Origin of the sequence: Roseomonas elaeocarpi, from assembly GCF_042433915.1 — a bacterium.
GTDB classification, from domain to species: Bacteria; Pseudomonadota; Alphaproteobacteria; order Acetobacterales; family Acetobacteraceae; genus Roseomonas; species Roseomonas elaeocarpi.
This window is the reverse complement of the sequence record NZ_JBHLUN010000006.1, coordinates 127,365-146,474: the sequence shown is the minus strand read 5'-3', so window position 1 is coordinate 146,474 and position 19,110 is coordinate 127,365. Positions and strand designations below refer to the sequence as shown.

Sequence of the window (19,110 nt, the reverse complement as noted above, 5' to 3'; positions counted from 1 at the left end):
TTGGCACCGCCCGCCCCATCGCGCCACCGCGGCACGGTCCGGCTCACCACCGTCGGAGCTGCGGCGGCACGCCGAGGCTACGGTACGCGTCCGAGGCGCCCCGGCGGCCCGCGGATCAGGCCCTTAGAAGCCCCTTCGGGTGTACCGCCTCATCGACGAGGCGCGGTGGTCTGGGTTGTCACGGCTGCGGAACCGGGCACCCGGCCGCGTTCAGGCGGCCTGCGTGGCCTTGAGCTCGTCATAGGCGGTGCGAACCGCCTCGACGCCGTAGGTCGCCTCCAGGCGCCGCACCGTGAAATGCGCCCGGGCCACGCCGCGGAAGTGCTCCAGGAAGGCGAGGTTCACCGCGACGCCGGCCGCGGCGCCCAGCACCGGCACCGCCTGCGCCGAGAGCTTCAGCCCGATCGCGCCGGTGAAGCGCGCGGCGATCGCGCCCAGGAAGCCCGGCAGCACCGCCGAGCCCAGGTTCGCCGCGGCGTTGGGCAGCAGCCGCGCCAGCGCCAGCCTGGCCGCGAAGTAGCCGGTTTCCGCCGCTTCCTCGGCCGGCGCGTCGCCGCCCAGCGCGAAGACCTTGAGGCATTCGGCCCGCACCGCGGGATCCGTCGGGTCCTCGCCCTGGCGCTTCGCCTCGGAGGCGATCTGGCGCAGCAGGATGGTGGTGGAAACCGGCAGCTCCGTCAGCGTGCCGGCCAGCCCGAAGGCACCGCCCGCGGCGCCCGAGGCCGCCGCCAGCCCGCGATGGAACCAGTCCGGCGCCATCCCGTGCGGCGCGAGGCCAGGCTTGGAGCGCACCGCGGCGTTCCAGGCCGTCTCGATCGCCCGGCGCACCGCACCGTCCATCCCGCTCTGCAGGAATTCCGGCAGGCGGCGCTTCAACGCCTCGACCGGCGTGCCCGCCATGGCCGCGAGGCGCGCGGCGAGCGAGGGGTTTTCCAGCACGTGCACCGCCTCGGCGAGCTCGGTGCGGGCGGCAGTGGGCAGCGGCCCCTCCGCGGCGGCGGGAACGGGGGCTGGCAGGGTTTCGGAGGATGCGTTCATCTCGCTTCGGCAAATGGTGTGGCGGCCTCCGGGTTTCATCCGGCCGCGCCGGTGCCGACCAGCGGCGCGTCTTTTCCGGCCCGGAGTGATCGGGGCGCCGGCCGGTGCCGCCGGAGCCGTGCCGGGCGGCCAGGAAGCAACGCCACCGGAGGGCCGTCAGCTCCGGTGTTATCAGCCCTGCATCCATCGACCCGGCCGCCCCATCAGCCTGAGCGTCCGCCGGCTGGGGCATCCGCCGGCCGGGGCATCCACCGGCCTGGGCGCTCACCAACTTGCCATCCCGCCACCGGAAGGCCGCGCGCGTTGATCCCTCACGATCCGGCCGTTGCCGGGAACCGACCGTAGCAAGGCAGGCAAGGCCATATGGCGCACAGGGTGATGGAGCCGGACGCGCGTCTCGCGGCTTTTCTGCTGGAACAGGCCGGCGACGGCACGCTGCTGCACCTGGCGCGCAGCGAAACCCGCGCCGTTCGCCTCGCGGCCGCGGCACGCTGGCTGGCGCCTGCGGCCGAGGTCATCCACCTGCCCGCCTGGGACTGCCTGCCTTATGACCGCATCGCGCCCTCGGCCACGGCGATGGGCCTGCGCGTGGCGGCGCTGCGCCGCCTCGCCCGCCCGGCCGAAGGGACGCGGCTGGTGATCGCCAGCCTCGAGGCGGCAGGCCAGCGCCTGCCCGCGCCGGAGACCTTGCGCGACGAGGTCCTCTGCCCCGGCGACGCGGTGGAGCCCGAGGCGCTGGGCGCACGCCTCGCCCGCCTCGGCTACCGCGACGACGACCGGGTGGACGAGCCGGGCGAGGTCGCCCTGCACGGCGCCATGTTCGACATCTTTCCGCCCGGCGAGGGCGCCATGCCCTTCCGCCTCGCCCATGCGGAAGGCCGCGTCACCGCGATCCACCGCTACGATCCCCTCACCCAGCGCAGCACCGACGAGGCGGACTGCGCGGTGCTGCCGCCCGCCTCGGAATGGGTGCAGGCGCCCGACGACGAGGCCGCGCGTCCGCCCGGCGCCGAGCACAACCTCCCCGACCTCGTGACCGCGCTCACCACGATCTTCGCCCTGCTGCCCGATGCCGCCGTCACGGCCGAGCCCGGCCAAGGGGAGCGCCGCGCCGCCCGCTGGAGCGAGATCACCGAAGCCTACCGCATCCGCCTGAGCCTGCGGCCCGATACGGAGGAAGGCGAGGCCGCGGCCCCGAAGCCCACGCCGCCGGAACGCTTCTTCCTGGACGAGGCGGGCTGGCGCGAAGCCCTGGGCGGCCGCGAGGTGATCGAAGCCGCCGAGGACGAGGACGAGGTTCCCGCCCTGCCCGACTTCGCGGCGGAAAAGGACCCGCTCGCCACCTTCGGGTCACTCCTGCACGAGGCGCGCGAGGCCGGGCTGCGGGTCGCCCTGTGCGGCCCGGCCCGGCGGGCAAGGCGCGTGCTGGAAGCGCTGGCCCTGCCCGACGCACCGCAACCCGTGGCGGGCTGGCGGGAACTTCTCGACACCGCACCGGGCAGCTTCGCGCTGATCGACGCGGCGGACCCGGCCGACTGTGCCGCGGCCGAGGGCTTCCGCACCGCCACCGCCGCGGCGATCCCGCTCTGCGCCTTGCGCCCGCCGCGCGCCCACCCGGCCGGCGAGGCGCAGGCCATCGCCGCCGTGCTCGCGGCCGAGGCGCCGATGCAGCCGGGCGACGCGGTGATCCACCTCGACCACGGGCTCGGGACCTTGCGCGGGATCGAGGTGGTGGACCTCGACGGCGCCGCCACCGACTGCCTCGCGCTGGAATTCGCCGGCGGCGCCTCGCACCTGGTACCACCGGATGAGATGGACCGGCTGTGGCGCTACGGCGCCGAGGCCGAGGGCGTGACGCTCGACCGCATGGGCGGCTCCCAGTGGCGGGACCGCCGGGCGGAGGTCGAGGCGGAGCTCGCCGGCACCGCGGAAACCCTGCTCGCCGCGGCGCGCGAGCGGCAGGGGCGGAAAGCGCCCGTGCTGCGCCCGCCGGCCCGCGCCTACCGCGACTTCGCGGCCCGCTTCCCGCACCCGCTCACCCCCGATCAGGCCGGCGCGATCGAGGCGGTGGAGCGGGACCTGCGCAGCGGCCGGCCGATGGACCGGCTCGTCTGCGGCGACGTGGGCTACGGCAAGACCGAGGTCGCGCTGCGCGCCGCGGCCGTCGCGGCGCTGAGCGGCAAGCAGGTGGCGGTGCTGGCCCCCACCACCGTGCTGGCCCGCCAGCACCTCGAAAGCTTCCGTGAACGCTTCCGCGGCTTCGGCGTGCGAGTCGAAGGACTATCGCGCCTGACCCCGGCGGCCGAGGCGAAGGCGGTGAAGGCCGGCCTCGCCGACGGCAGCGTCCGGGTCGTGGTGGGCACCCAGGCCATCGCCGCCAAGGGCGTTCGCTTCCACGACCTGGCGCTGGTGATCGTGGACGAGGAGCAGCGCTTCGGCACCCGCCAGAAGGCGGCGTTGCAGGCGCTGAGCCGCGAGATCCACACCGTGGCGATGACCGCCACGCCGATCCCGCGCACCCTCCAGGCCGCGGTGATCGGGTTGCGCGACCTCAGCGTCATCGCCACCCCGCCCGCGCGGCGGCAGCCGATCCGCACCGTGCTGAGCCCGGCCGACGACCTGCTGCTGCGCCAGTCCCTCCAGCGCGAGCGCCGGCGCGGCGGGCAGAGCTTCGTGGTGTGTTCCCGCATCGAGGACATCGCGCCGATGCGCGAGCGGCTGCAACAGCTGGTGCCGGAGCTCTCGGTGATTGAGGCCCATGGCGACCTCGCGGCGGAGGCGATGGACGACGCCATGCTGCGCTTCGCGCGCGGCGAGGTGGACGTGCTGCTGAGCACCAACATCGTGGAAACCGGCCTCGACGTGCCGCGCGCCAACACGATGCTGGTGTGGCGCGCCGACCGCTTCGGCCTGTCGCAGCTGCACCAGCTGCGCGGCCGCGTCGGGCGCGGGCGGGTGCGGGGCAGCATCCTGCTGCTGACCGACCCCGCCGCCCCGCCGCCCGAGGCGACACTGCGCCGCCTGCGCACGCTGGAAGCCTTCGACCGCGTCGGCGCCGGCTTCAGCATCAGTGCCCGCGACCTCGACCTGCGCGGCGCCGGCGACCTGAGCGGCGACACCCAGACCGGCCACATGCGCCGCATCGGCTTGGCCCTGTACCGGCACATGCTGGACCGCGCGCTGGCGCAGCTGCGGGGTGAGGCGGTGGCGGAAGAATGGTCGCCGCGCCTCGCCCTACCAGTGCCGGCCGGTTTCCCCGAGGACTACGTCGAGGAAGAGTCGCTGCGCACCGCGCTGCACATGCGCGTCGCCGCCACGGTGCGCGACGGCGACGAGGCGGCGCTGCGGGCCCTGCGGGAAGAGATCGAGGACCGTTTCGGCCCGCCCCCCGAGGCCGCGTGCAACCTGCTGCTGCTGGCGGAGCTGCGGCTGCTGTGCCGCGCGCGCGGCGTGGCGGAGCTCAAGCTCGGCCCCAGCGCCGCCGCCGCGCGCTTCCACGGCGAGATCCCGGCGGTGGAGGCGCCGCTGGAACGGCGCGAGGACCGGGTGCTGCTGCGCCGGGAAAGCCCCGACGCCGCGGCGATGCTTCGCACCGCCCGCGCGCTGCTGGACGCGCTGGCGGAAAACGGCACGCCGCAACGCATGGCTGCCTGAACAACCCGGGTGGCGACCACCGCCACCCGGAACACGCTACAGGATGAAGCGGCTGAGGTCGGTGTTCGCCGCCAGCGGCGCCACCTTGTCGCGCACGTAGTTCGCATCCACTCGCACTTCCTCGCCCGCGCGGTCGGCGGCGGAAAAGCTCAGCTCCTCCAGCAGCCGCTCCAGCACCGTGGCGAGGCGCCGCGCGCCGATGTTCTCGACGCGCGCGTTGATGTCGGCCGCCAGGTCGGCCACCGCGTCGTAGGCGTCCTCGCCGAACTCCAGCCTGACGCCCTCGGTGCCCAGCAATGCCACGTACTGCTTGGCCAGCGAATGCTCCGGCTCGGTCAGGATGCGGCGGAAGTCGTCGCGGGTCAGCGCGTTCAGCTCCACCCGGATCGGCAGGCGGCCCTGCAACTCGGGCAGCAGGTCCGACGGCTTGGCCAGGTGGAAGGCACCGGAGGCGATGAACAGGATGTGGTCCGTCTTCACCGGCCCGTGCTTGGTGTTGACCGTGGTGCCCTCGATCAGCGGCAGCAGGTCGCGCTGCACGCCCTCGCGGCTCACGTCGCCGCCGCGGAAGCCTTCCGTGGTGCGGGCGCAGACCTTGTCGATCTCGTCGATGAAGACGATGCCGTGGTTCTCGGCGTGGGTCACCGCTTCCTTGGTCAGACGGTCGTTGTCGAGCAGCTTGTCGGCTTCCTCGCGCGCCAGGATCGGCCGCGCCTCGCTCACGTGCAGCTTGCGCGGGCGCTGGCGGCCGCCGAACATCTTGCCCAGCATCTCCTGCATGTTGCCCATCTGCGCGCCGGGCGGCATGCCGGGGATGTCCATCATGCCGATCGGCGTGCCGCCGGTGTCGGCCACCTGGATCTCGACCTCCTTGTCCTCCAGCGTGCCCTCGCGGAGCATGCGGCGGAACTTCATGCGGGTCTCGCCCGAGGCGCCCTCGCCCACCAGCGCGGTGACGAGGCGTTCCTCGGCATTGACCTCGGCCTTGGCCTGGACGTCGCGGCGCGCGGTGTCGCGCACCTGCACGATGGCCGCGTCCACCAGGTCGCGCACGATCTGCTCCACGTCGCGGCCGACATAGCCGACCTCGGTGAACTTCGTGGCCTCAACCTTCAGGAAGGGCGCGTTGGCGAGCTTGGCGAGACGCCGCGCGATCTCGGTCTTGCCCACGCCGGTGGGGCCGATCATCAGGATGTTCTTCGGCACCACCTCCTCGCGCAGCCCTTCGGGGAGCTGCTGGCGGCGCCAGCGGTTGCGCAGGGCGATGGCGACGGCGCGCTTGGCGTCGTTCTGGCCGATAATGAAGCGATCGAGCTCCGACACGATCTCGCGCGGGCTCAGGTTCACGGCCTCGGTGGCGTCGAGCGGCATGGTTTACAGGGTCTCCAGCACGAAGCGGCCGTTGGTGTAGACGCAGATGTCAGCGGCGATGCCCATGGCCCGCTTCGCGATCTCCTCGGCATCCAGCCCCTCGATCGGGGCCAGCGCGCGGGCGGCGGCCAGCGCGTAGTTGCCGCCCGAGCCGATGCCGATGATCTGGTCCTCGGGTTCCAGCACGTCGCCCTGGCCGGTGATCAGCAGCGAACGGTTCGCGTCCGCCACCGCCAGCAGCGCCTCGAGGCGGCGGAGGTAACGGTCGGTACGCCAGTCCTTGGCGAGTTCCACCGCCGCGCGCTCCAGCTGGTCGGGAAAGCGCTCGAGCTTGGCCTCGAGGCGCTCCAGCAGGGTAAAGGCGTCGGCCGTCGCGCCGGCGAAGCCGGTGATGACCTTGCCGCCCGCGATCCGGCGGACCTTGCGGGCGTTGTTCTTGACCACGGTCTGACCCATGGAAACCTGCCCGTCGCCGGCCATGGCCACCTTGCCGTCCTTGCGCACGCAAAGGATCGTGGTGCCGTGCCAACCGGCGGGGTCGTGATGTGAAGGCTCTTGCATGGTGCGGCGATGTGGCGATGCTCCGGCCCCGGTGCAATCCGGGGGGCCTTCCCGGGCTTGAACCCCCGGGGCGGCTGCGCCCCCGCCCACCGCAACGGCCGCTCCGCGCGCCGGCACGTGGGCGGTGGCATCGCCGGAACAGCCCTGACACGAGCGGGCCGGAAGGAGTAGTGGACGCCGCAGAGCCCTTTGCCCCAGCCGGCTCCCCTCATGGGGGCGCCGTTCGGGGTGGTCAGGACAGCTGAAGCGTCGCGATCCGCCATGACACCGCCCCTCCTTCCCTGCCGCTGAAAGCCGGAGCGCGCTTGCCACCTTCTCCGGTTCTGCGCCGACCGCCGCGCCTGCCCGAACGGCATGGGGACCGTGCCGCGCCCGCGTCGCGGCCGGCGATCCTCCACCCCGGCAGCCATGCCGCAACGCCGCGCCTGCCCCGCCCCGCCGGAACGCCGCCCCGCGGCCCGCGCCTGGCGCCGCCCGCGCAGGTTCCGGCACCCGTGCCGCCGCACCGCGCCCCCCACCCGCGGCGCCGCAGCCCGGCCTGGGCCTCGGTCGTGTCGGCGATGGTGCATGCGGGGCTGCTGGCGCTGCTGCTGCTTCGCTGGAGCCATCGGGAACTGCCGCCAGTGCCGGCGGAGGACGGCATCCCGATCGTGTTCGAGAGCAGCAACAGCAGCTCGGAAAGCAGCCAGGCGCAGAACAACCCCTCCCCCAGCAGCCCGGCCGAGAGCAGCGCCCCGCCCGGGGCCGCTTCCCCCACGCCCGACACCCCGCTGACCCCACCCGAGAGCGCCGCCCAGCCGGAACCGCCGCCGGCAGCCCCGCCGCCGGCGCCCGCTCCCCCCACGCCCACTCCCCCAACGCCCACTCCCCTGGCGCCCGCCCCGCCGGCGGAGGCACCGCCCCCGCCCCGACCGGCGGATCCCGTGCCGCCACCCCCCGCGCCAGAACCCCCGCCGCCCGAGCCCGTACCGCCGCAAGCTCCGCCGCAGCCGGCGCCGCAGGTGCCGCAGGTGCCGCCACCGCCGCCGTCACCCGTGGTGCCGCCCCAGCCCCTGCCGCCAACCCCACCGGCCCCGCCGGAGGCCGAGGCCCTGCCACCGCCGCCGCCCCCGGCGCCGGAACCCCCGCCCGTGCCGCAGGCCCCGCCGCCACCCCGGCCAGCGCCGCAGGCCCCACGCCGCCCCGCCAACCCCTTCGCCGGGGCGCTGAGCCTCAATCAGGCGCCGTCCTTCGGCGGCGGCGCGCGCAGTGCGTCGCCGGCCGCACCGCGCCGCCCCGGGCAGGGGCTGGACATGTCGATCAGCCCCAGCCTGACCCAGCGCAGCAGCCCGCCCAGCCGTGGTGGCGGCGGCGGCGGCCGGGACTTCGCGGCCGCGGGGCAGCAGCTGCGCGTTCGCGGCGCCCAGCTCGGCGCCGACTGGAGCGCCGCCTTCAGCCAATGGGTGGAGGAGCACAAGTTCTACCCCCAGGCCGCCGCCATGCGCGGCGAGGACGGGCCGGTGCATGTCCAGATGGTGATCGGCCGCGACGGCAAGGTGCAGTCGCTGCGCCTGGTCAGCTCCTCGGGCTCGGTGTCGCTCGACGCCGCGCTGCAGTCGATGTTCCGCGGCAAGACCGTGCCCGCTTTCCCGCCGGGCACGCCCGAGGACACCGCCACGGTCGACCTGACCATGAACTACATCATCGTTTATCGCTGAGCGGTGGTGGTCCGCTGATGGCGCGCAACCTCCTGGCCGTTGCCGCCGGGCGGCGCTAAAGGACCGGCATGAACGCCCGCAGCGCCCCGGTCCCCGCCACGGCTCCCGCCCCGGACCAGGCTCCGAACCTCCCCTCGAACCTGGTTGGGGCGCACCGCACCGCCGCGATCACCCGCGAAACGGCGGAAACGCGCATCACGCTGCGCCTCGACCTCGACGGCACCGGCCGAGCGGAGGTCGCGACCGGCATCGGCTTCCTCGACCACATGCTCACCGCGCTGGCCCGGCACGCGCTGTTCGACCTCGCCGTCGAGGCCGTGGGCGACCTCCACGTCGACTTCCACCACACCGCCGAGGACGTGGGCATCGTGCTCGGCAGCGCCCTCCGTCAGGCACTGGGCGACAAGCGCGGCATCCGCCGCTACGGCCACGCCGCGGTGCCGATGGACGAGGCGCTGGTGGAAGCGGCGATCGACCTGTCGGGCCGCGCCTTCCTGGTCTGGAAGGTGCCCTTCGAGCGCCCCAAGATCGGTGAGATGGACACCGAGCTGTTCGAGGAATTCTTTCGCGCCCTGTCGGCCAACGGCCTCTTCGCGCTGCACGTGATGCTGCGCCACGGCCACAACGCCCACCACATCGCCGAGGGCGCCTTCAAGGCCGTGGCCCGCGCCCTGCGCGAAGCGGTGGAGCCCGACCCGCGAACCGCCGGCGCCATCCCCTCCACCAAGGGAAGCCTCGAGGGATGATGCGCGTCTTCACGGTTCACGCACCGCCGGCGCCCGCCGCCTTCCCGGCAGGGGCGCGCGGTTCCGGTCCGGGCACCGCCGCGCCTTCACCCGCCGGCGTCGCCCCTTCGGCAATCATTCCCGCTGGTCCCGCAGCCACGCCCGCGACGTCGGCGGCTCTCCCGGCTGCCTCGGCGCGGACGGAGACGGCCCGGGCAAGCTCGCCCCAGACCGATCCGTCCCTGGACAACCCATCCCAGGCAGGCCCGGTGCTAACGGGTCCGTCCCAAACGGATCCGGCTCACACAGCTTCAGCCCAGACAGCTTCAGCCCAGGCAACTCCGGCCCCGACGGCGCCGGCCGCCGCGCTTGCCGCCACGGCGGAGCGCGCGCCGGACGGATCAACCACGCCCCCCGCGGCCGCGGCGTCGTCGCCCTGGGCAGCAATGCCTCGTGGCTCCGTGCCCGTGCTGAACCAGGCGCCGCTTCCCGCCCCCCCGCCCGAAACCCGGCACGGCACGGCCGACGCGCGGCCGGACGCCATGCGGGCCGGCATCCCGGACCGCCTCCGCCTCGTCCCCGAGGGCTTTAGCTGGGCCGCCTTCCTGTTCGGTCCTTTCTGGTTCCTGTTCCGCGGCCTCTGGCTGGCGCTGCTGATCTGGCTGGCGGTCGCCGTGCTGCTGGCGGCGCTGCGCTCCGCCGTGCCGGCGCTCGGTCCCTACGCGCCCTGGATGACCCTGGCGCTGATGCTGTTCACCGGCTTCCACGCCCGCGATGCCGAGCGCTGGACGCTGCGGCGGCGCGGGTTGCCGATGCAGGGCGTGGTGCTGGGCCTGGATGAGGAGGATGCCATGCTCCGCCTGGCCAGCCGTTCATGATGGACCGCCGCGCATGAAGCTCGCCGTCATCGACACTGGCGCCGGCAACCTCGCCTCCGTCACGCGCGCCTTCCGCCGCGCCGCGGCCGAGGCCGGGGTCGCGGCCGAGATCGCCGTCACCACCGCGCCCGAGGCCGTGCTGGCCGCCGACCGGATCGTGCTGCCGGGCCAGGGCGCCTTCGCCGCCTCCCGCCGCGGCCTGGACGCCCTGCCCGGCATGGAGGACGCGCTGCGCGAGGCGGTGGAGCGTCGCGCCCGCCCCTTCCTTGGCATCTGCGTCGGCATGCAGCTGATGGCCGAGCGGGGGCTGGAACACGGCTCCTACCCGGGCCTCGGCTGGATCGCGGGCGAGATCGCGCCGATGGACCCGCGCGGCGAGGACGACGCCCCGCTGCCCCTGCCGCAGATGGGCTGGAACGGCCTCGACCTCACCGCCCCGCACCCGATCGTGGCGGGGCTGGAACACGGCGAGCACGTCTACTTCGTCCATTCCTACGCGCTGCGCGGCGGCCAACCAGCGGAGCTGATCGCCAGCGCCCGCTACGGCGGCGCGGTGGCGGCGGTGGTGGGGCGCGACAACCTCGCCGGCACGCAGTTCCACGTGGAGAAGAGCGGCCCCGTGGGCCTGCGGATGCTCCGTAACTTCCTGGGCTGGAAGCCATGAACAGCCTCCTTGCCGAGCCGGCGCATGAATTGTCGGTGGAGCGCGCGGAACAGCTGGACGATGCCGACCTCGCCGAACTCTGCGAGGCCACCGACGCCGCGATCGCCGAGGGCGGCGGCTTCGGCTGGGTGGAGCCGCAGGGGCGCGAGATCCTCGCCCGCCACTTCCGCGGCGTGCTGCTGGTGCCCGAGCGTGAGCTGTTCATCGCCCGCATGGACGGCCACCCGGTGGGCAGCGCCCAGCTGCAGCGCCCGCCGCGCAACAACGAGGCGCAGGCCTGGGCGGCGCAGCTTTCCCACGCCTACATCGCCCCCTATGCCCGCGGCTTCGGCCTGGCGCGGCTGCTGATCCGCCGGGTCGAGGAACGCGCGGCCGCGCTCGGCCACCGCGTGCTGAACCTCGACGTGCGGGAAACACAGGAAACCGCGATCACGCTGTTCGAGGCGCAGGGCTTCACCCACTGGGGCACCCATCCCGCCTATGCCCGCGTGGACGGGAACACCGTCGCGGGCCGCTACTACTACAAGCTGCTGGAGCCCGCCCGGGGCCGGCGCGGAAAGGACCTGCCGTGACGCTGACCGTGTATCCCGCCATCGACCTCAAGGGCGGACGCGTCGTGCGCCTGCGCCGGGGCGAGATGGACCAGGCCACCGTCTACAACGACGATCCCGGCGCCCAGGCCGCGCTCTTCGCGCAGGCTGGCTTCCGCTGGCTGCACGTCGTCGACCTCGACGGCGCCTTCGCCGGCCGCCCGGCCAATGCGGAAGCCGTGCGCGACATCCTGGCCGCGACCTCGCTGCCCGTGCAGCTGGGCGGCGGCGTGCGCGACATGGCGACGCTGGAAGCCTGGCTCGATGCCGGCGTGGCGCGCGTGATCCTGGGCTCGGCGGCGGCGAAGAACCCCGACTTCGCGCGCGAGGCCTGCCGCAAGCACCCGGGCTGCGTGGCCATCGGCATCGACGCCCGCGACGGCCGCGTGGCCACCGAGGGCTGGGCCGAGACCGGCGAGATGACCGCGCTCGACCTGGCGCTGCGCTTCGAGGATGCCGGGGCGGCGGCGGTGATCCACACCGACATCGACCGCGACGGCATGCTGGGCGGCGTGAACGTCGAGGCGACGGCGGCGCTGGCCGCGCGCCTGACCACGCCGGTGATCGCCAGCGGCGGCGTGGCCTCGGCGGCCGACCTCGCCGCGGTGCGGGCGGCGGGCAACATCGAGGGCGTGATCGTGGGCCGCGCGCTCTACGACGGCCGCCTCACCCCGGCCGAGGCGCTGCGGGCGTAAGGCTGTTCCCGCGCGCCCGGCGGTCTCAGGCCCCCGGGCGCGCCGCCTCGGCAATCCGCGCCCCGCGCGGGAAGCGGCCACGGCGCGGGAAGCCGGAACTTCCGCCCGCGCCGTCACGTTCCGGCGCGGCCCCGGCACCATGGCGAACCGGAAACCACGCACGGCTTGACCCTGCGGCGCTTCCGGCGCATCGCAACATGCCCGTTTCATTCCATCGGCTGGAGACTCCGCCCTGCTCGCACTGCGCGTCATCCCCTGCCTCGACGTCAAGGACGGTCGGGTGGTCAAGGGCGTGAACTTCGTGTCGCTGCGCGATGCCGGCGACCCGGTGGAACAGGCCAGCCTTTACGACCGCGAAGGCGCCGACGAGATCACCTTCCTCGACATCGGCGCCACCCACGAGAACCGCGGCACCATGCTCGACGTGGTGTCGCGCACCGCCGAGCGCGTGTTCATCCCGCTCACCGTCGGCGGCGGCGTCCGCTCCGTCGAGGACGTCCGCGCCCTGCTACTGGCCGGCGCCGACAAGATCTCGATCAACTCCGCCGCCGTGAGCGACCCCGCGCTCGTGCGCCGCGCGGCGGAAGCCTTCGGCTCGCAGGCCATCGTGGTGGCGGTGGACGCGCGCAGCACCGGCCCGGGCCGGTGGGAGGTCTTCACCCATGGCGGCCGCCGCGGCACCGGCATCGACGCGGTGGACTGGTGCCGCCAAGTGGAGTCGCTGGGCGCGGGCGAGCTGCTGCTGACCTCGATGGATCGCGACGGCACCAAGTCGGGCTTCGACCTCGACCTGCTGCGCGCGGTGCGCGCCGCGGTCCGCCTGCCGCTGGTAGCCTCGGGCGGCGTGGGCGAGGTGTCGCACTTCACCGACGGCGCGCGGGCCGGGGCCACCGGCCTGCTCGCCGCCAGCGTGTTCCACTACGGCGAGATGCGCATCGGCGACGCCAAGGCCGCCCTGGCCACGGCCGGCCTGCCGGTGCGTCCTTGCCCCGAAGCGAGGGCGGCCTGATGGCCAAGGACAGCAAGGTGGCCGGCAAGACCGGCACCAAACCCAAGAAGAAGCAGGCCGCGCAGCCCAAGGGCGCCGCCAAGAAGACCGTGAAGAAGGCCGCCGCGGCGCTGCCGCTGCCCGCGAGCCTGCCGGCGGTGCCGCTGAAAACGCCCAAGCGCGTCCGCAAGGCCGAGAGCCACCACCTGGCGCCGCTCAGCTTTCCCGGCACGGGCGAGGCCACGATCCTCGACCGCCTCTGGAACACCGTGGAAGGCCGCCGCGTGGCCGGCGACGTCAACGCCTCGCACTCGGCGCGCCTGCTGTCGCGCGGGACGCCCAAGGTCGCGCAGAAGCTGGGCGAGGAAGCGGTGGAATGCGTCATCGAGGCGACGCTGGGCAACCGCCGCGAAACCGTGATGGAAAGCGCCGACCTGCTGTACCACCTCGTGGTGGTCTGGGTGGATGCCGGCATCCGGCCCGAGGAGGTCTGGGGCGAGCTCACCAAGCGCGAGGGCATCAGCGGCATCGTCGAGAAGGCGTCGCGCCCGAAGGGCCTCGTCCGCGCCGCCCGGACCACCAAGCTGCCCTGATCCCGCTCCCGCCACCGTGCGGGCCAGCGGCGCGCCCGGTAGGCCCTTGTCGCACGCGTCGCGGCGGACGCCGGTCCGCCGGGGTCCGCCCCGCCACGGGTCGCGTCCCGCGGCACCCCGCGCGTCGCCTCCCTGCCCAGGTCGCGGGCAACCCGCCGTAGCGTGAGGCACGCGGCCGGAACGATCCGCAAACTCCGGCCATTATCCCCCTTCCCGGCCCTTCCTGGGCGGCGGCCGCTTGCGCAGTTTGCCGCGCCGAACTCACCCCCCAACGGAGAAAGCCCGCCGCATGTCGTCCCACAGTGCCGTCATCGACCCGCCACCCCAGAGCACCCGCCAGGCGGTGGCCGCCGCCGTGGTGGGCAATGTCCTGGAATGGTACGACTTCGGCGTTTACGCCTTCGTGGCCACGATCCTGTCGCAGAAGTTCTTTCCCGCCGGCGACCCGGCCGTGGCGCTGCTGTCGGTGTTTCTGGCCTACGGGCTGGGCTTCCTGGCCCGGCCGCTGGGCGGCATCGTGATCGGCAGGCTGGGCGACCTGCGCGGCCGCAAGCTCGCGCTGCTGGTGACCATGCTGCTGATGGCGGTGGGCACGGTGCTGATCGGCGTCCTGCCGACCTATGCCGCGATCGGTTACGCCGCGCCGCTGCTGCTGGTGCTGGCGCGGCTGCTGCAGGGCTTCTCGGCCGGCGGCGAGTGGGGGTCGTCCACCAGCTACATCGTGGAATGGGCGCCCGCCGGGCGCCGCGGCTACTTCGGCTCCTTCCAGCAGGTCAGCACCGTGGCCGGGCTGCTGCTGGGCTCCGCCGTGGGCGCCGGGCTCAACAGCATCCTGACGCCCGAACAGATGAGCGACTGGGGCTGGCGCCTGCCCTTCCTGTTCGGCGCCATCCTGGGCCCGGTGGGCTTCTGGATGCGTCGGACCATGGCCGAGACCCCGGCCTACGAGCGCCACGCCGCGGCCCCCGTGGTCACGGCGCCCGCCACGGAACGTGGCCCCTTCGCACTGGCGGTGCTGGCCTTTGCCTTCACCATCGTCTGGACCGTCTGCTTCTACGTGCTGCTCAGCTACATGCCGACCTACACGCAGCAGGTCCTGCACCTCAGCCCGAGCGCGGCGCTGTGGTCCAACACCGTGGGCCTCGTGGTGCTGGTGGTCTGCATCCCGCTGATGGGCGCGCTGTCGGACCGGCTCGGCCGCAAGCCGCTGCTGCTCGTCTGCTGCGCCGCCTTTATCCTGCTGCCCTACCCGGTGTTCAGCTACCTGGTGGCCAACCCGAGCTTCGGCACGCTGGTGGCGGTGCAGATCCTGTTCGCGGTGCTGATCTCGATGTTCTCCGGCCCCGGCCCCGCCGCGATCGCCGAGATCTTCCCGACCCGCTCGCGCTCCACCTGGATGACCACCGGCTACGCGCTGGCGGTGGCGGTGTTCGGCGGCTTCGCGCCGGTGATCTCGCTCTCGCTGATCCAGGCCTTCGCCTCGCCGCTGGCGCATACCTTCTACCTGATCGCCGCGGCGGTGGCCTCGGGCCTGGCGATCCTGGCGCTGCGCGAAACTGCGCACGCGGCGCTGGACTGACGCGCTGCGGGAGGCGCGCCGATCTTGCCGCGCCGCGCCTCCTGCCCCTTGCGCCGCGGCACGTCCGGTCCCACCAAGAACGGTATGTGCCCCGGAGGAGAGTGAGGATGCCCGTCAGCGGACTTCCCCCCTATGACGAGAACAACATCTTCGCCCGCATCCTGCGCGGGGAGATCCCCTCGAAGCGCGTCCACGAGGACGAGTGGGCCGTGGCCTTCCACGACATCGCCCCGCAGGCGCCGACCCACGTCCTGGTGATCCCGCGCGGTGCCTACGTCTCGCTGGCCGACTTCGCCACCCGGGGGAGCGAGGCGGAAGTCGCGGGCTTCTGGCGCGCGGTCGCAACGGTGGCGAAGTCGCTGGGCCTGGAGGACGCGGGCTACCGCACGCTCAGCAACATGGGCCGGGCGGCCGGGCAGGAGGTGCCGCACTTCCACGTCCACCTGTTCGGCGGCCGTCCGCTGGGCCCCATGCTCGTGGCCGCCGCATGAGCGGCCGGCCCGAGGACAACAGCGCCCAGGACCCGCAATCCGTCGCGGCCCGGGCGCGCGCCGAGGCCCGCGCGGCGCTCGACGCTGCCGGCAGCCTGCCCGACCCGGAACTCGACATCGCCTCGATCGCGCTGCAGTTCGCCCGCATCAACGCGCCCGAGGCCGACTGGCGCGCGGCGGCGGAACAGCTCTCGGCCCTGGCGCGCGACACGGTGGCCGCGGCCGTGGCGGACCGGGAAGCCGATGGTGGCGATCCGCTGGCCCGCCACGCGCTGCTGCGGCGCGTGCTGCATGCCGAGGGCGGTTTCGAGGGCAACGAGGAGGATTACGATGCCCTCGACAACGCCAACCTGATCCGGGTCCTCGAGCGCCGCCGTGGCCTGCCGGTGGCGCTGGGCATCCTGTGGTTGCACGTGGCGGAGGCCACGGGCTGGGGCGCGCACGGGCTCGACTTCCCCGGCCACTTCCTGCTGGCCCTCGAAGGCGCGCGCGGGCAGGTCGTGGTGGACCCCTTCAACGGCGGCAACGCCCTTTCGGCGCCGGAACTGCGCCAGCTCCTCAAGCGCCTGGAAGGCGAGCGCGCCGAGCTGCGCCCCGGCCTGCTGGCCCCGGTGGGCAAGCGGGCCGTGCTGCTGCGGCTGCAGAACAACATCAAGCTCCGCCTCCTGCGGACCGGCGACATGGAGGGCGCGCTGGCCTGCACCGAGGACATGCTGCGCCTGGCCCCCGACGCCGCCGGGCTGTGGCGCGAGGCCGGGCTGATGCAGCAGCGACTCGACCGCATCGGCGCCGCGATCACCAGCCTGGAACGCTTCCTGGAACTGGCGGGCGCGGGCGAGGCGAGCGAGCGCATGCGCCTGCTGATCGAGGAACTGCGCCAAAGGCTGAACTGAGCGCGCCTTCCTCGAAGTCTCCGGCGGAGCAGGCCCGCGGCAGGGAAAACCGGAACAGGCGCGAGGGCAGGCAACCGGTGCGGGAGAGCGCCGCCGGCATAGCCACCCGGCCGCCCAGGGCGCGAGCGCGCCGGAAGACCGGGCGGCAGGCGGAACATCTCCGTCACCCGCAAGAAAACCCTTCTGATCCGCCCCGGGGCGTTCTTACATACGGGCGATGAATCAAGTCGTCAGCCTGCGTGCCTCCGCGACCGGTTCCGCGGAGGACACCCTCTGGGCCGTGATGGCCACCTTCGGCAAGACACACCGCGTCGCCGAAATCTTCAGCAACCGCGCCGCCGCGCTGTCGGACCGCTCCTGGCGGGAACAGCAGGTCAGCGCCTATGCCAGCTTCCTGCGCGGCAGCCAGCAGCCGGTGCCGCACTACAGCGTGGCGCCGATCCGCCGGGCCGACCTGCCGCGCAAGTGGACGCCGCTGCCGGCGCTGGGTTTTCTGCGCGGGCAGTTCATCTGAGCCGGGGTTATCCGACGCCGGACTGTCTGAAACCGAGCGCCGTCGGCCGACCGCAGCGCTGAGGCGCGCGGCCTCAGGCGGCGCCCGCCCCGCGCCGGTCACCCGCAGCTTCACCCCGCCCCGCGACCTCCGCCGCGGCGCGCGCGAGGATCCGGCGGAACACCTCGCGCTCGCGCAGCGCATCCTCCAGCGCCCGGTGCGCCGGCGGGCCCAGCGGCACCTCGCGCTCGGCCGCCAGGACCGCCGGCAGGCGTTCCGCCACCTCCCCGGGCGTGAAACCGCCGTCGCGCAACAGCGCCGCGGCCGCTTCCGCCTGCGCCTCCTCGGTGTCGCGCAGCCGCAGCGCGTGCCGTGGCAGTCCGGCCGCGCGCAGCAACAGGCTAAGCCAGTGCCCGTCCCAGGACGGCGCGCTGGCCAGGATGTCGTGGCCGCGCAGCGCCTCCAGCAGCCGGTTCGCCACGGCGCCGTGCGGCTCGCCCTCGCTTAAAAGACGCGCCCGGGGGATGCCGTGCACGGCCTCCGCCTCGGCCGACCAATCGTCCCAGCCGGGCGCCGGGTGGATCAGGTGGTTCTCGTCGGGGCCTTCCCCGTTCTCGAAGCTCCAGCCGACCTCGATCGGCACGCCGTGCCGCTCCAGCGAGGACGCCTCAAAATCTAGGAAAACCCGCGCCATGCCGCCGCTCCCGCAAGCCTTTGCGGTTCAACGGCGCAGCGCCCCGCCTGATGCAGCACGGATTTCCGCCGGAACGCTGCCACGTGGCCGAAGCCGCCGCGTCAGGTCCCGGGCCGCCCCGCGCCGGCCGCGGCCACCTCGCGCAGGCAGTTGTCCTCGGTCACGCGGCCGGTGCCGGCGGCGCGCGCCGCGGCCCAGCCGACCCGCAGATCGTTCGGCGTGGTTCCGGGATAGAAGACGATGTCGATCTGACAGTCGCGCGCCGTGTAGAGCCAGATCTGCGCCGATCCCTCGGCGCGGCGCAGCACGGGCTGGCCCAGCAGCTGCGACACGGTGTTCGCCGCCTGCCCGTTGAGCGCGGCGACACCGCCCGGCAGGCTGCTCAGCCCAGCAGGCACGCGCGAAGCCACGGGCCGCAGGGGCGCTGCGGCCTGCCGGGCGGCATCGGAGGGTGCGGCCTCGCCGGGTGGGGCATCGGGCGATCCCACCGCCTGGAGCGAGGCGCGGTAGCTGTTCATCACCTCGGCCAGCAGCGCCGCCTTGTCGGGCAGCGCGCCGCTGTTGTCGCTGCACCCGGCCAGCGCCAGGCCCGACAGCACCGCGCCCGCGGCGAGGCCCGCGCGCGGCATGTGCGGCCAACGAAGAAGGCCCGACCGGCTCACGGTGCATCGGCTCCCATGGTTCCGGTCCCGACCACCCGGCCCCGTTTCCGCTCCTGGGCCGGCCCCGCTCGGCGCGGGGCCGGTGCGGTTCAGGCTTCGGCGGTGCTCTCGTCGCGCGGCTGGGGGGCGAAGGAGCGCGGCTGGGCGTTGTCCGACAGCATCTCCATGCGGCCCGACAGCTGACCGCCTTCCTCGACCTGCAGGCGGCGGCAGCGCGCCACGCCCAGCACCCGGCCCGTGGCGCGGATGATCAGGTTGCCGCGCGCGGTGATGGTGCCGTCGAACACGCCGGCGATCTCGGCGTCCTCGACCTCGACCTCACCCTTGAACACGCCGGAGTGGCTGATCTGCAGCTCCTGCGCCTGGATCATCTGGCTCTCGACCGTGCCCTCGACCACCAGGCGCTCGGCATCCGCCACCGTGCCTTGCAGGCTGATGCCCTTGCCCACCACCAGGGTGCGGCGCTCGGCCGGCTGCGGGCGGCCATTCGGCTGCCCGGCGGCGGGGCGGGCCGGCATGGCGCCGCCCTGGGCCGGGCTGGGGCCGAAGCCACCCGGCACGGCGTTCATCCCGGGGCTCGCCCCGGGGTTCATCCCCGGATTCATTCCTTGGGGCGCACCCGGCATGGCATTGGGCTTGGGAGGCAGGCTCATCGCTTGATCCTTCGCGGCCCCCGACGCCGGCGGGGCCGGGCGGAAGGGCGGCACTGTCAGTTCTGGGTCGCGGGCCACCGGCACGGCGGCCGAGGGCGCCTCGTTCGCGGGCGGAACGGCATCCTCTCGCTTGCGACGAAACACGGACATAGAGCGGCTCCCCCATTCAACTGTTGCGGCGGGCGACCGGT

19 protein-coding genes are annotated in these 19,110 nt (G+C 73.9%); 13 read left to right on the top strand and 6 right to left on the bottom strand.

Going from position 1 to position 19,110, the window contains the following annotated elements; all coding sequences use genetic code 11:
- Positions 1 to 210 precede the first annotated feature (210 nt).
- Entirely contained in the window at positions 211 to 1,038 is an 828-nt protein-coding gene (locus ACFFGY_RS09200; protein ID WP_377044177.1) for an EcsC family protein, read from the bottom strand.
- A gap of 363 nt (positions 1,039 to 1,401) precedes the next feature.
- Between ACFFGY_RS09200 and ACFFGY_RS09195 the strand changes: the two genes are divergently transcribed.
- Entirely contained in the window at positions 1,402 to 4,692 is a 3,291-nt protein-coding gene (locus ACFFGY_RS09195; RefSeq protein ID WP_377044176.1) for a DEAD/DEAH box helicase, read from the top strand.
- 36 nt (positions 4,693 to 4,728) lie between these two features.
- On the opposite strand, the gene hslU is transcribed toward ACFFGY_RS09195, so the two are convergent.
- Positions 4,729 to 6,063 (bottom strand): ATP-dependent protease ATPase subunit HslU, encoded by a 1,335-nt coding sequence (hslU, locus tag ACFFGY_RS09190; RefSeq protein WP_377044175.1) that lies wholly within the window; start codon positions 6,061 to 6,063, stop codon positions 4,729 to 4,731.
- A gap of 3 nt (positions 6,064 to 6,066) precedes the next feature.
- Complete coding sequence (gene hslV, locus ACFFGY_RS09185) at positions 6,067 to 6,624, bottom strand: ATP-dependent protease subunit HslV (RefSeq protein WP_377044174.1); 558 nt, start codon at positions 6,622 to 6,624, stop codon at positions 6,067 to 6,069.
- A 494-nt stretch (positions 6,625 to 7,118) separates the two neighbouring features.
- Between hslV and ACFFGY_RS09180 the strand changes: the two genes are divergently transcribed.
- The 12 genes from ACFFGY_RS09180 (at position 7,119) to ACFFGY_RS09125 (ending at position 16,931) form a co-directional block, all read left to right on the top strand.
- The gene (locus ACFFGY_RS09180; RefSeq protein WP_377044173.1) at positions 7,119 to 8,321 is read left to right on the top strand and encodes a TonB family protein; all 1,203 of its coding nucleotides are present in this window, start codon (positions 7,119 to 7,121) and stop codon (positions 8,319 to 8,321) included.
- 68 nt (positions 8,322 to 8,389) lie between these two features.
- Positions 8,390 to 9,067: an imidazoleglycerol-phosphate dehydratase HisB gene (hisB, locus tag ACFFGY_RS09175; RefSeq protein ID WP_377044172.1), complete on the top strand. Its 678-nt coding sequence runs from the start codon at positions 8,390 to 8,392 to the stop codon at positions 9,065 to 9,067.
- 440 nt (positions 9,068 to 9,507) lie between these two features.
- Positions 9,508 to 9,924 carry a DUF2628 domain-containing protein gene (locus tag ACFFGY_RS09170; RefSeq protein ID WP_377044171.1) on the top strand — a complete coding sequence of 139 codons (417 nt, stop codon included), beginning with the start codon at positions 9,508 to 9,510 and terminating at the stop codon, positions 9,922 to 9,924.
- 13 nt (positions 9,925 to 9,937) lie between these two features.
- On the top strand, positions 9,938 to 10,588 hold the full coding sequence (gene hisH, locus ACFFGY_RS09165) for an imidazole glycerol phosphate synthase subunit HisH (RefSeq protein ID WP_377044170.1): 651 nt from the start codon (positions 9,938 to 9,940) through the stop codon (positions 10,586 to 10,588).
- A complete protein-coding gene (locus tag ACFFGY_RS09160; protein WP_377044169.1) occupies positions 10,585 to 11,160 on the top strand; it encodes a GNAT family N-acetyltransferase in 576 nt (191 codons plus the stop codon). Before hisH ends, ACFFGY_RS09160 begins: the two co-directional genes overlap by 4 nt.
- Positions 11,157 to 11,873 carry a 1-(5-phosphoribosyl)-5-[(5-phosphoribosylamino)methylideneamino]imidazole-4-carboxamide isomerase gene (hisA, locus tag ACFFGY_RS09155; protein WP_456316155.1) on the top strand — a complete coding sequence of 239 codons (717 nt, stop codon included), beginning with the start codon at positions 11,157 to 11,159 and terminating at the stop codon, positions 11,871 to 11,873. The genes ACFFGY_RS09160 and hisA overlap by 4 nt, the downstream gene beginning before the upstream one ends.
- 232 nt (positions 11,874 to 12,105) lie before the next feature.
- Positions 12,106 to 12,882, top strand: coding sequence for an imidazole glycerol phosphate synthase subunit HisF (hisF, locus tag ACFFGY_RS09150; RefSeq protein WP_377044366.1), 777 nt, complete (start codon positions 12,106 to 12,108; stop codon positions 12,880 to 12,882).
- A complete protein-coding gene (locus tag ACFFGY_RS09145) occupies positions 12,882 to 13,454 on the top strand; it encodes a phosphoribosyl-ATP diphosphatase (RefSeq protein WP_377044168.1) in 573 nt (190 codons plus the stop codon). Before hisF ends, ACFFGY_RS09145 begins: the two co-directional genes overlap by 1 nt.
- Before the next feature lie 289 nt (positions 13,455 to 13,743).
- Complete coding sequence (locus tag ACFFGY_RS09140) at positions 13,744 to 15,033, top strand: MFS transporter (protein WP_377044167.1); 1,290 nt, start codon at positions 13,744 to 13,746, stop codon at positions 15,031 to 15,033.
- A gap of 107 nt (positions 15,034 to 15,140) precedes the next feature.
- Positions 15,141 to 15,524, top strand: a complete 384-nt coding sequence (locus ACFFGY_RS09135) for a histidine triad nucleotide-binding protein (protein ID WP_377044166.1) — start codon at positions 15,141 to 15,143, stop codon at positions 15,522 to 15,524.
- Positions 15,521 to 16,417 (top strand): SirB1 family protein, encoded by an 897-nt coding sequence (locus tag ACFFGY_RS09130; RefSeq protein ID WP_377044165.1) that lies wholly within the window; start codon positions 15,521 to 15,523, stop codon positions 16,415 to 16,417. The genes ACFFGY_RS09135 and ACFFGY_RS09130 overlap by 4 nt, the downstream gene beginning before the upstream one ends.
- A gap of 217 nt (positions 16,418 to 16,634) precedes the next feature.
- Positions 16,635 to 16,931: a hypothetical protein gene (locus ACFFGY_RS09125; protein ID WP_377044164.1), complete on the top strand. Its 297-nt coding sequence runs from the start codon at positions 16,635 to 16,637 to the stop codon at positions 16,929 to 16,931.
- 73 nt (positions 16,932 to 17,004) lie between these two features.
- Here the strand turns inward: ACFFGY_RS09125 and ACFFGY_RS09120 are convergent, their stop codons facing one another.
- The 3 genes from ACFFGY_RS09120 to ACFFGY_RS09110 form a co-directional block, all read right to left on the bottom strand.
- Complete coding sequence (locus tag ACFFGY_RS09120; RefSeq protein WP_377044163.1) at positions 17,005 to 17,604, bottom strand: 3'-5' exonuclease; 600 nt, start codon at positions 17,602 to 17,604, stop codon at positions 17,005 to 17,007.
- Positions 17,605 to 17,705: 101 nt separating this feature from the next.
- Complete coding sequence (locus ACFFGY_RS09115; RefSeq protein WP_377044162.1) at positions 17,706 to 18,266, bottom strand: hypothetical protein; 561 nt, start codon at positions 18,264 to 18,266, stop codon at positions 17,706 to 17,708.
- An 89-nt stretch (positions 18,267 to 18,355) separates the two neighbouring features.
- Positions 18,356 to 18,919 (bottom strand): bactofilin family protein, encoded by a 564-nt coding sequence (locus tag ACFFGY_RS09110; RefSeq protein WP_377044161.1) that lies wholly within the window; start codon positions 18,917 to 18,919, stop codon positions 18,356 to 18,358.
- Between the last annotated feature and the right edge of the window lie 191 nt (positions 18,920 to 19,110).

Bases quoted from the DNA above. Each gene is read 5' to 3' on its own strand.
- hslU (WP_377044175.1), bottom strand. From the start codon at position 6,063: ATGCCGCTCGACGCCACCGAGGCCGTGAACCTGAGCCCGCGCGAGATC.
- ACFFGY_RS09145 (WP_377044168.1), top strand. From the start codon at position 12,882: ATGGCCAAGGACAGCAAGGTGGCCGGCAAGACCGGCACCAAACCCAAG.
- ACFFGY_RS09135 (WP_377044166.1), top strand. From the start codon at position 15,141: ATGCCCGTCAGCGGACTTCCCCCCTATGACGAGAACAACATCTTCGCC.
- hisH (WP_377044170.1), top strand. From the start codon at position 9,938: ATGAAGCTCGCCGTCATCGACACTGGCGCCGGCAACCTCGCCTCCGTC.
- hslV (WP_377044174.1), bottom strand. From the start codon at position 6,624: ATGCAAGAGCCTTCACATCACGACCCCGCCGGTTGGCACGGCACCACG.
- ACFFGY_RS09160 (WP_377044169.1), top strand. From the start codon at position 10,585: ATGAACAGCCTCCTTGCCGAGCCGGCGCATGAATTGTCGGTGGAGCGC.
- ACFFGY_RS09140 (WP_377044167.1), top strand. From the start codon at position 13,744: ATGTCGTCCCACAGTGCCGTCATCGACCCGCCACCCCAGAGCACCCGC.
- ACFFGY_RS09110 (WP_377044161.1), bottom strand. From the start codon at position 18,919: ATGAGCCTGCCTCCCAAGCCCAATGCCATGCCGGGTGCGCCCCAAGGA.
- ACFFGY_RS09125 (WP_377044164.1), top strand. From the start codon at position 16,635: ATGAATCAAGTCGTCAGCCTGCGTGCCTCCGCGACCGGTTCCGCGGAG.
- ACFFGY_RS09200 (WP_377044177.1), bottom strand. From the start codon at position 1,038: ATGAACGCATCCTCCGAAACCCTGCCAGCCCCCGTTCCCGCCGCCGCG.
- ACFFGY_RS09130 (WP_377044165.1), top strand. From the start codon at position 15,521: ATGAGCGGCCGGCCCGAGGACAACAGCGCCCAGGACCCGCAATCCGTC.
- ACFFGY_RS09195 (WP_377044176.1), top strand. From the start codon at position 1,402: ATGGCGCACAGGGTGATGGAGCCGGACGCGCGTCTCGCGGCTTTTCTG.
- ACFFGY_RS09120 (WP_377044163.1), bottom strand. From the start codon at position 17,604: ATGGCGCGGGTTTTCCTAGATTTTGAGGCGTCCTCGCTGGAGCGGCAC.
- hisB (WP_377044172.1), top strand. From the start codon at position 8,390: ATGAACGCCCGCAGCGCCCCGGTCCCCGCCACGGCTCCCGCCCCGGAC.